We start from the raw sequence: 2,179 nt of genomic DNA on the forward strand, positions 1-2,179 counted from the left end.
AAGGCCCCCCCTCACCTCCCCCCCTCACCCTCTCCCTCCTCACCCCAGGTGCTTCTTGAAGAACGCCACCACCCTCTCCCGCGCATCCTGCGCCGCTGGCGCGTCATACTCCGCGTGCAGCGGCAGCAGCGGCCCCACCTTCTCCGCAAAGAAGTTCTCCGGCCGCGTATAGAACGAGTGCCCCGCCTCCGGATACTCCTTCACATCGTGCTCCACCCCGAGCACCTCGAGCTGCCTCTCCAGCTTCGCCGCCGCCCCGGGCAGCGACCCATCCCGCCTCCCGAAGCTCCCCACCACCGGGCACGCCCTCGGCAGCTTCTCCGGCACCTGCCCATAGAACGGCGCCGCCGCCTGATACTTCCCCTGCGTCGCCAGGATCAGCGTGAACGCCCCACCCATGCAGAACCCGATCACCCCCAGCCGATCTGCATCCACCTCCTCCCTCTCCGCCAGCCACCGTCGCGCCGCCTCCAGATCCTCCACCGCCTGCCCCTCCCCCTTCGCCATCGCCTGGATCGTCCGCGCCACGCAGATCACCTTGTTCCCCCGGTCATACAGGCTGGGAATCAGCACCGCATACCCATCTTCTGCCAGCTCCCTGGCCACCCGCTTCATCTCCTCCCCCAGCCCGAAAATATCGTGGATGAGCAGCACCCCTGGCCGCCTCTTCCTCTCCGCCCCCTCCGCTCCCCCCTCCCCCTCGGGCAGCGCCAGCACCCCGCCCATCCGGTGCCCATCGTTGCACACGAACGTCACATCGCTTTGCATACCCACGAGCGTACCCCTTCCGCCGAGCGCCGAGCACCCCTTCCGCAGCGCACATGCCCCCCTGGCTTGACACCCATCCACCGCGCGTCCCTACCATGCTCCCCACGGAGGGGGTCCACCGCGGTCTCCCTGCACGCATGCCCATGCAGCGAGGTCCGGCATGAACATCACCCAAGAGCAGCGCGAGCAAATGCAGCAATCCCCCGAAGCAGGCGACGCCGCTCCGAAGGGTGACACCCAGCCCTGCCCCCCGTGCCTCGCCATCCGCGCGCGCAGGGGCGCCAAACCCCCCACCTACCCCGACCCGATCACCATCAAATGCGCCGTCTTCTGGGACAGCGAAGCCGTCCGCCACGCCGACGACGGTTGCAACTCCTACGCCGTCACCTCGACCCACGAATTCGCCTGGAACCGCCAAGCCGAGCAGATCGCCGAGTTCCCCATCACCGAAGCCGAGTACGCCTCCCCCCACGTCACCGTCTTCATCTGGGCAGACCCCCCCGCGACCGCCACCTTCCGCTACACCGCCCGCTACGCCGTCGGCCGCCTCAAATTGAAGACAGCGGACATCAAGAACAAGGGAGCGCCTGCGCGCAGCACCACCTATGGCCGGGAGATCCTCTTCGAAGTCGACGTCCTCGAATCCCCCCTCTTCTACCTGATCACCCTCCTGCACCAGAACGAAACCCACCCTGCGGTCCTGGACATGCAAGCGTGGCCCCCTGCGAAGTCGGACGAGGTCATGACCACCCTGGGCTTCCCCGCGGAGCGCAAGAATGACTGGGGCGGCTTGTGGGCTGCGGGCACGGACGGCTCCTACCTCGAAAACATGAGCGAGTTCGACCTCAAGCCCTTGTTCAGCCCCACCTGGGGAGAGCGCAACCGCATCGAGAACAACGAGCGCGTCTACTTCTACGACGTCTGGTCGAACATCCATTACGGCTACATCGGCAACACCGCCGGCTTCACGGCCGAGAGGCTCAACGGCCTCGCCGGCAACGACCCACGCGGCGACAGCGCCGCCGACCAGGCCGCCACCCGCCTCGGCTGGGACATCCGAGCCTCTGTCTCCCGCCAGGGCTCCCTCGATCTGGACGCAAAGCGACGGGCCATCTACCCCCTGATCTTGAACGGCCTCCGCCAGAACGACCTGTTCCTGGACAAGCAATTCTACATCGACTGCAAGAAACAGTAATCGCGCCCCCCGCCGCCCCCTCGAATCACCGGCCTCCACCCCCTGAACGCAACCCAGGACCCCCTCATGCCCCTCCCTGCCCAGCCCGACGACGAGCAAACCACCCTCTGGAACGGCCCTGCCGGCCGCGCCTGGGTCGACACCCAGCCCATCCTCGACCAGCTCTTCAAACCCTTCGAAGACCTCCTCCTCACCGCCGCCTCCCCCGCCTCCCCC

The 2,179-nt window shown here is 67.2% G+C and carries 2 protein-coding genes; one reads left to right on the top strand and one right to left on the bottom strand.

All coding sequences use genetic code 11. The features are described from left to right. Window positions 1-39: 39 nt before the first annotated feature. Window positions 40-768, bottom strand: a complete 729-nt coding sequence (locus CAP_RS43215; RefSeq protein ID WP_044252673.1) for a dienelactone hydrolase family protein — start codon at window positions 766-768, stop codon at window positions 40-42. 160 nt (window positions 769-928) lie between these two features. On the opposite strand from CAP_RS43215, the gene CAP_RS43220 reads away from it, so the two are divergent. Then, window positions 929-1,963, top strand: a complete 1,035-nt coding sequence (locus CAP_RS43220; protein ID WP_044252676.1) for a polymorphic toxin type 44 domain-containing protein — start codon at window positions 929-931, stop codon at window positions 1,961-1,963. Window positions 1,964-2,179 lie beyond the last annotated feature (216 nt).

Origin of the sequence: Chondromyces apiculatus DSM 436 (assembly GCF_000601485.1) — a bacterium.
Classification (GTDB): Bacteria; Myxococcota_A; Polyangia; order Polyangiales; family Polyangiaceae; genus Chondromyces; species Chondromyces apiculatus.

What these genes read in the sequence shown, in the direction of transcription:
- CAP_RS43215 (WP_044252673.1), bottom strand. Translation starts at nt 768, where the DNA reads ATGCAAAGCGATGTGACGTTCGTGTGCAACGATGGGCACCGGATGGGC.
- CAP_RS43220 (WP_044252676.1), top strand. Translation starts at nt 929, where the DNA reads ATGAACATCACCCAAGAGCAGCGCGAGCAAATGCAGCAATCCCCCGAA.